The sequence below is a fragment of the Streptomyces sp. NPDC029956 genome (assembly GCF_055574655.1).
Map to the genome: position 1 here is coordinate 75,954 of NZ_JBVHZJ010000007.1, position 6,739 is coordinate 82,692.

A 6,739-nucleotide genomic window follows, 5' to 3' on the forward strand; every position below is an offset into this window, starting at 1 on the left:
TGGCGGCCCCCGCGGCCCCGTATCCGCCTGCCTTGCCGTCGCGCGCCCACCGGCCGGGCCGGCCCCCCTGACACCTCGTACGCCCCGTACCACCTCCCGCTCCCGTAGCCCTGCCCGCTCGCCCCGTCCGCGCCCCCGCTCGACGCTCCTCGCGCCCGATCGCCGCGCCTGCCGCCCCCGCCCGTCCCACCTCACCCAGGGAAGCCCCTCCATGACGTCTGCCCGCGTGCCCGACACGCTCTGGTTCACCCGCTGCCCCGTGCCCACCGCCACCGGTGTCGCCGCCGATCGCGGCTGGCTGGAGGGGGAGTTCGCGGCCGACGGCATCGCCGTCCGCTCCCTCCAGGACGCCGAGCCCGGCGCCGATCGCGCCACCCACTTCACCCACGCGCTGCCCGGACTCTTTCGCGAGGGCGGCAACGTGCCCGCGCTGTGGGCCCGTTCACGCGGCGAACGGACCCGGCTCGTCGGCCTCACCTGGATCGAGGAGCGCCAGGTGGTGCTCGTCGCTCCCGGGTCCGCGGTGCGGGGGGCCGCCGCCCTGCACGGGCTGCGGCTCGCCCTGCCCCGGCACTCGGTACCCATCGACTTCTGGCGGGCGATGGCCCTGCGCGGTTTCGAGGGCGCACTCGCCTCCGCCGGGTACGGCCTCGGCGACGCCCGCCTCGTCGACGTACCCGCCGACGGGCATCGGGGCCAGTGGGCCGCGGAGCTGGACGCCCTGCGCCGGGGCGAGGTCGACGCCGTCTATGTGAAGGGGGCACTCGCCGTCGAGGCGGCCCGCCGTGCCGGGGCCGAGGTGGCCGTGGAGCTGGACGCCCTCCCCGATCCCGCGCACCGCGTCAACAACGGCACCCCCCGTCCCCTCACCGTGCACCAGGACCTCCTGGACGAGCATCCCGAGCTCGTCGCCCGCTTCCTCGCCGTCCTGCTCCGCGCCGCCGACTGGGCCGCCGGCGAACCGGAGGAGGTCGCCAGGATCCTCGGCGCCGAGACCGGTGCGGGTGCCGAGGGCGTCGCGGGGGCCTATCGGCCCGGCACCCACCGCACCCTCCACCCGGACCTGTCCGACACCCGCCTCGACCTGCTCGCCCGGCAGGAGGAGGCCCTGCGGGGCCACGGTTTCCTGCCCGAGGCCGTGGACGTACGCACCTGGGCCGACCCGGAGCCGCTGCGACAGGCCCGCCTACGGGCCGCCGCCGCCCCGGTGTCGACGTCGTCGCGGTCGATTCCGTAACCGGCTGCCCCGTCACCCCGTCACCACGCCCCCACCCTCCGCCTCCCGAAGGACGAACGCCATGCGCCCACTCGCCCACGCCACCCCGCCCGTCACTCGTACCGCTCGCGTCGCTCTGGCGGTCCTTGCCGCCCTCTCCTTTCTCACCGCCTGCGGCGGCAGCCCCGCGGCGGACGCGGCCACCGGCCAGAGCGCCGGAAAGGGGCCGGAGGGAGCGAAGGGCACCGTCACCATTCGCATCCCGGACCCCGGGAACGCCGGCGTCCTCGCCCGTGGCAAGAAGGACGGCAGCCTCGACAAGGCGCTCGCCGCGGTCGGTGCCAAGGTGGCCTGGACCGGCAGTGCCGGTCCCTTCGCGCCCGCCGCCCAGGCGATGAACGCCGACCAGCTCGACATCGCGACCGGCTCGATCACCTCCGGCATCACCTCCCTCTCCCAGAGCCCCGGATTCGCCTTCTTCACCGCCACGGCCCCCGACCCCGTCGGCGAGGGCATCCTCGTCCGCGAGGGCTCGGACATCGACTCCGTCGACGACCTCGTCGGCCGCAAGGTCGCCGTCAACAAGGGCGGCACCGGCGAGTACCTCCTCCTCAAGGCCCTCGCCAAGGCCGGCGTCCCCGCCGACAAGGTCGAGCGGGTCTATCTGCGACCGGACCAGACAGCCGCCGTCTTCAACGCCGGACAGGTCGACGCCTGGGCCGTCTGGTCCACCTACGCGGTCGCCGAGATCGGCGCGGACAAGGCCCGCTTCGTCGCCGACGGAACCGCCATCGGATCCGACAACTACAGCCTCACCGCGGTCCGTTCGGGCTTCGTCAAGGAACACCCCGAGGTCGTCAAGGCCCTCTACGCCTACCTCCACGACAACAGCGTGAAGGAGAAGAGGGACCCGGCCGCCTACCTGAACGTCTTCACCGACGCCGGCCCCACCGCCGTCAACGGCAAGGCGAAGGAGGTCCAGATCTCCTTCTCCGGCAAGGGCGGCACCGTCGACCCGATCCGGCCCGAGGACATCGAGCGCTTCGAGACGGTCGCCCGGTTCTACGCCGACCAGAAGGTCACGCCGAACAAGGTCGACATCGCCGCCCACCTCCTCGACATCGAGAAGCTGTCGTGACACCCCCGCTCACCAGCGCCCCCGCCGCCACCACCCCCGCCCCGCCCACGCCCGTGTCCGAGCGGGAGCCCACGCCCGCGAACGGGCCCGGGCCCACGCGGAAGGCGCCCGCGGACGGCGGCAGCACCGCCGGACTCGTCACCCCCCGGCCCGACGTACGCCGCCCCCGCTCCCGTACGTACTCCCTCACCGTCCGCGCGCTCGGCCCCGTCGCCCTCCTCGCCCTCTGGTGGACCTCCTCCGCCACCGGCGTCCTCACTCCCGACGTACTCGCATCTCCAGCTCAAGTCATCGACGCAGTAGGCGAGTTGTGGGGTAACGGCCAACTGCCCGACGCGCTCGCCACCTCCCTCACCCGCTCGGGGATCGGGCTCGTCATCGGCCTCGCCGCCGGGCTCACCCTGGGCATCACCACCGGCTTCACCCGGCTCGGCGACGAACTGCTCGACTCCTCGCTCCAGACCCTCCGCACGATCCCGTTCCTGTCCCTCGTCCCCCTCTTCATGGTCTGGTTCGGGATCAACGAGACCGCGAAGATCCTGCTCATCGCGGTCGCCACGACCTTCCCGATGTACGTCTCCACCAGCGGGGGCGTCCGCAACACCGACCGCAAACTCGTCGAGGCCATGCGCAGCTTCGGGCTCGGCCGGCTCGCGATCGTGCGCCAGGTCGTCCTCCCCGGAGCCCTGCCCTCACTCCTCGCCGGACTGCGGCTCTCCATGACGCTCAGCGTCATCGCGCTCATCGCCGCCGAGGAGATCAACGCGACCGAAGGCATCGGCTATCTCATGTCCCAGGCCCAGAGCTACGCCCGCACCGACATCCTCGCCGTCTGCATCCTCGTCTACGGTCTCCTCGGCCTCACCGCCGACGTTCTCGTCCGGGGCCTGGAGCGGGTCCTGATGCCCTGGCGCACGGCCGGCCCCGGAGGAGGAGCCCGATGACGCCTTCCCCGTCGGCTCCCGCGACGGCGGTACGGGTACGAGGCCTGCGCCGCGTCTTCGGCAGCCGGCCCGTCCTCGACGGCCTCGAACTCGACCTGGAGCGCGGCGAGTTCCTCGCCCTCCTCGGTGCGAGCGGCAGCGGCAAGACGACCCTGCTCCGTATCCTCGGCGCCCTCGACGGCGCCGACGGGGGAGAGGCGCTCGTGCCCGAGGCCCGCACGATCGTCTTCCAGGAGCCCCGGCTCATCCCGTCCAAGAAGGTTCTCGCCAATGTGACCGTAGGCCTCCCGCGCGGCGCGGCGACCCGGGCCACCGGACTGCGGGCGCTCGCCGAGGTCGGTCTCGAACGTCACGCGGACGCCTGGCCCGCCACCCTCTCCGGCGGTGAGGCCCAGCGCGTCGCGCTCGCCCGCGCCCTGGTCCGGGAGCCCGAACTCCTGCTCCTCGACGAGCCGTTCGCCGCCCTGGACGCGCTGACCCGGCTCCGGATGCAGGACCTCGTCGGCGAGCTGCGCCGGATCCACCGCCCGGCCGTGCTCCTCGTGACGCACGACGTCGACGAGGCCGTGCGCCTCGCCGACCGGGTCGCCGTCCTGCGGGACGGCCGGCTGGTCACCGACGAGCCCGTCCTCGTTCCCCGCCCCCGCGACCCCGGCGACCCGGCCTTCGTCGCCCTGCGCCGCCGCCTCCTCGCCGACCTGGGCGTCCACCCGCCCGAGGAGGCGGCCACCTCCACTCCCGAGCCCGAGCCCGGGCCCGCCCCCGCCTTCGATCCCGCCCCCGCCTCCGCATCTCCCGAAGGAGCCCCCGCATGAGCGTCGTCATCGGTGTCCACCGCAGCAACCCCTCCCTCTACCACCTCTCCCGGCTCGGCTACGCGGAGGAGGAACTCGCCGCGCTCGGCGAGACCGTGACCTGGCACCCGTACACCGACGGGGTCCGCACCGGTGCCCATCTCACCGACGGCACCATCGACTTCGGCGGCACCGGTTCCACGCCGCCGGTCACCGCGCAGGCCGCCGGACACGACATCGTCTACACCGCCGTCTCGGCGCCCCGCCCCGGCCACGGCGCACTCCTCGTCCCCGAGGACAGCCCGGTCCGCGCCGTCGCCGACCTCAAGGGCGGCACCGTCCACCTGGCCGTCGGCTCCTGGCAGACCCACCTCGTCGCCAAGGCCCTGGACGACGCGGGCCTCTCGTACGCCACCGACATCACCGCCGTACGCGCCGACCCGGGCAGCGAGGAGAAGCTCCGTGCCGGCGCGATCACCGCCTGGGTGGCGCAGGGCGCCGAGCTCGCGGCCGCCCGCCGCACCGGCGGGCTGCGCACCCTGATCCGCACCGGCGAGGTCATCAGCGACCGGTCCGTCTTCTTCACGCGCCGCGACCTCGCCGAGCAGCGGCCCGAGGTGGTGGAGGCGCTCACCCGGGCACTCCGGCGGGCCGACGACTGGGCCGCCGCCCACCCGCGCGAGGCCGCCGAGATCGCCGCCGCGGACCAGGGCGGCACGGTCGAGGACTGGGAGACCGCGCTGCGCGCCCTGCCCTGGACGATCGAGGAGGTCGGAGCGGAGTTCGTCGCCGAGCAGCAGCGGGCGGCCGACATCTTCCACCGCACCGGGTTCATCGACCGCGCGATCACCGTCGCCGACGCCCTGCCCCGGAAGGCCGGATCCCGATGACAGCCTCGGCACCCGAAGTCCTCTGGTACATCATCCCGCGCGAGGGCGCGTACCCCTGGGAGCCGGCGGGCCGCCGCCCCGTCGACCTCGGCTACCTCGCGCAGCTCGCCGGAACCGTCGAACGCCTCGGCTACACCGGCGCGTTGCTGGCCACGGACCTCTACGACGTGTGGCCGCTGGGCTCGGCGCTCGCCGCCTCCACGAGCACCCGGTTCAAGCCGCTCCTCGCCGTCCACCCGGGGCTGATCGCACCGACCCTGCTCGCCAAGATGGCGCTGAGCTTCGACAACCTGTTCGGCGGGCGGCTCCGCTTCAACGTGGTCAACGGTTCCACCGCGTCGCTGCGCGAGTACGGGCTCCACGTCGAGCACGACGAGCGGTACGAACTGAGCGCCGAGTACTGGTCGATCGTCAAGCGACTGACGGCGGGCGAGGTCTTCGACCACAAGGGCCGCTTCTACGACCTCCGGAACGCCGGTGCCTCCTTCCGCGACCTGCGGCCCGTCCAGGAGCCGCACGTCCCGCTCTGGTTCGGCGGATCCTCGGCGCCCGGGATCGAGATGGCCGCCGAGCACGTGGACGTCTACCTGACCTGGGGCGAGCCGCCGCACCTGCTGAAGGAGAAGCTCGACCACGTACGGGCCCGGGCCGCCGCCCACGGCCGTACCCTCCGCATCGGCCTGCGTCTCCACCTCATCGTCCGTGACACCGAGGACGAGGCCTGGGCGGCGGCCGACCGGCTCCTGGACGTCACCAGCGAGGCGACGTACGCGCGGCAGCTCGGGGAGCGGGCGGGGGAGGACGGCGTGGGCTGGCAGCGTCAGTTCCGCCAGCACGGCGGCAAGGTGCCGGCCAGGGCGCGCGAGCTGGAGACCCACCCGAACCTCTGGCCCGGCATGAGCCTGTTCCGGCCCGGTCCGGGTACGGCGGTCGTCGGCTCCACGGCCCAGGTCGTGGACCGGCTCAAGGAGTACCAGGGCCTGGGTGTGGACACGTTCATCCTGTCCGGGAACCCGCTCCTGGAGGAGGCGTACCGGGTGGCCGAGACCGTGCTGCCGGCGCTGGGTGTCACCCGCTGAGGCCGATCAGGCCCCACTCGGTCACCCGGGGGCGCGCGAGCGCGGGAGCGCGTTGCGGGGCGCCTACGCGGCATGGGCCTTTCTGATGGTCATGCGGCGGTCTTCGCCGATCCCCCGTCGATGCGGCGAAGAGTTTCGGCGCGCCGCGTTGCACACAGCCGAATACGTCGCATTGATCGAACGTTGATGGCTCGTTTACGGCCCTCCGGCAGCGTGTACGCCATGCAGACCTACACCACCGTACTGACCGCACCGGAGCCCGACATGTCCTGGCAGGAGACCGCTCTGTGTGCTCAGGCCGGGCCGGAGTTCTTCTTCCCGGCGCCCGGCTCGTCCACCCGCGAGGCCAAGCAGCTGTGCGGCGCCTGCGAGGGCCGGGTGGCGTGCCTGGAGTACGCGCTCCGCAACGACGAGCGGTTCGGCGTGTGGGGCGGGCTCTCCGAGAAGGAGCGATTCCGCCTCAAGCGACGCGAGGGCTGAACGGCGCCTGCGCGGCGGACGCCTCGGCGCGGGGGTACGAGGGGTCCGGGGGCGCGACGAGATGGACGCGACGGGACATGTGCGACGAGATGGGCGCGGGGGGGGGGGGGGGGCCCCCTCATGGCCCCGCACGCCGCCCTTCCTCTGAACGGTGGCTCCACCCCGCGCTCTCCCACCAACTCCGCCACCAACCCCCCT

7 protein-coding genes are annotated in these 6,739 nt (G+C 73.6%); all 7 read left to right on the plus strand.

The window, feature by feature from the left end; all coding sequences use genetic code 11:
- Positions 1-211 precede the first annotated feature (211 nt).
- The 7 genes from ACZ4XX_RS07600 (at position 212) to ACZ4XX_RS07630 (ending at position 6,541) form a co-directional block, all read left to right on the plus strand.
- Entirely contained in the window at positions 212-1,237 is a 1,026-nt protein-coding gene (locus ACZ4XX_RS07600) for an ABC transporter substrate-binding protein (RefSeq protein WP_468507011.1), read from the plus strand.
- Between the two features lie 61 nt (positions 1,238-1,298).
- On the plus strand, positions 1,299-2,354 hold the full coding sequence (locus ACZ4XX_RS07605) for an ABC transporter substrate-binding protein (protein ID WP_468507012.1): 1,056 nt from the start codon (positions 1,299-1,301) through the stop codon (positions 2,352-2,354).
- Positions 2,351-3,298 carry an ABC transporter permease gene (locus ACZ4XX_RS07610; protein ID WP_468507013.1) on the plus strand — a complete coding sequence of 316 codons (948 nt, stop codon included), beginning with the start codon at positions 2,351-2,353 and terminating at the stop codon, positions 3,296-3,298. Before ACZ4XX_RS07605 ends, ACZ4XX_RS07610 begins: the two co-directional genes overlap by 4 nt.
- Positions 3,295-4,113 carry an ABC transporter ATP-binding protein gene (locus ACZ4XX_RS07615; RefSeq protein WP_468507014.1) on the plus strand — a complete coding sequence of 273 codons (819 nt, stop codon included), beginning with the start codon at positions 3,295-3,297 and terminating at the stop codon, positions 4,111-4,113. Before ACZ4XX_RS07610 ends, ACZ4XX_RS07615 begins: the two co-directional genes overlap by 4 nt.
- Complete coding sequence (locus tag ACZ4XX_RS07620; protein WP_468507015.1) at positions 4,110-4,982, plus strand: ABC transporter substrate-binding protein; 873 nt, start codon at positions 4,110-4,112, stop codon at positions 4,980-4,982. The genes ACZ4XX_RS07615 and ACZ4XX_RS07620 overlap by 4 nt, the downstream gene beginning before the upstream one ends.
- The gene (locus tag ACZ4XX_RS07625; protein ID WP_468507016.1) at positions 4,979-6,061 is read left to right on the plus strand and encodes an LLM class flavin-dependent oxidoreductase; all 1,083 of its coding nucleotides are present in this window, start codon (positions 4,979-4,981) and stop codon (positions 6,059-6,061) included. Before ACZ4XX_RS07620 ends, ACZ4XX_RS07625 begins: the two co-directional genes overlap by 4 nt.
- Positions 6,062-6,283: 222 nt before the next feature.
- Positions 6,284-6,541 carry a WhiB family transcriptional regulator gene (locus tag ACZ4XX_RS07630; RefSeq protein ID WP_051819792.1) on the plus strand — a complete coding sequence of 86 codons (258 nt, stop codon included), beginning with the start codon at positions 6,284-6,286 and terminating at the stop codon, positions 6,539-6,541.
- Positions 6,542-6,739: the final 198 nt, after the last annotated feature.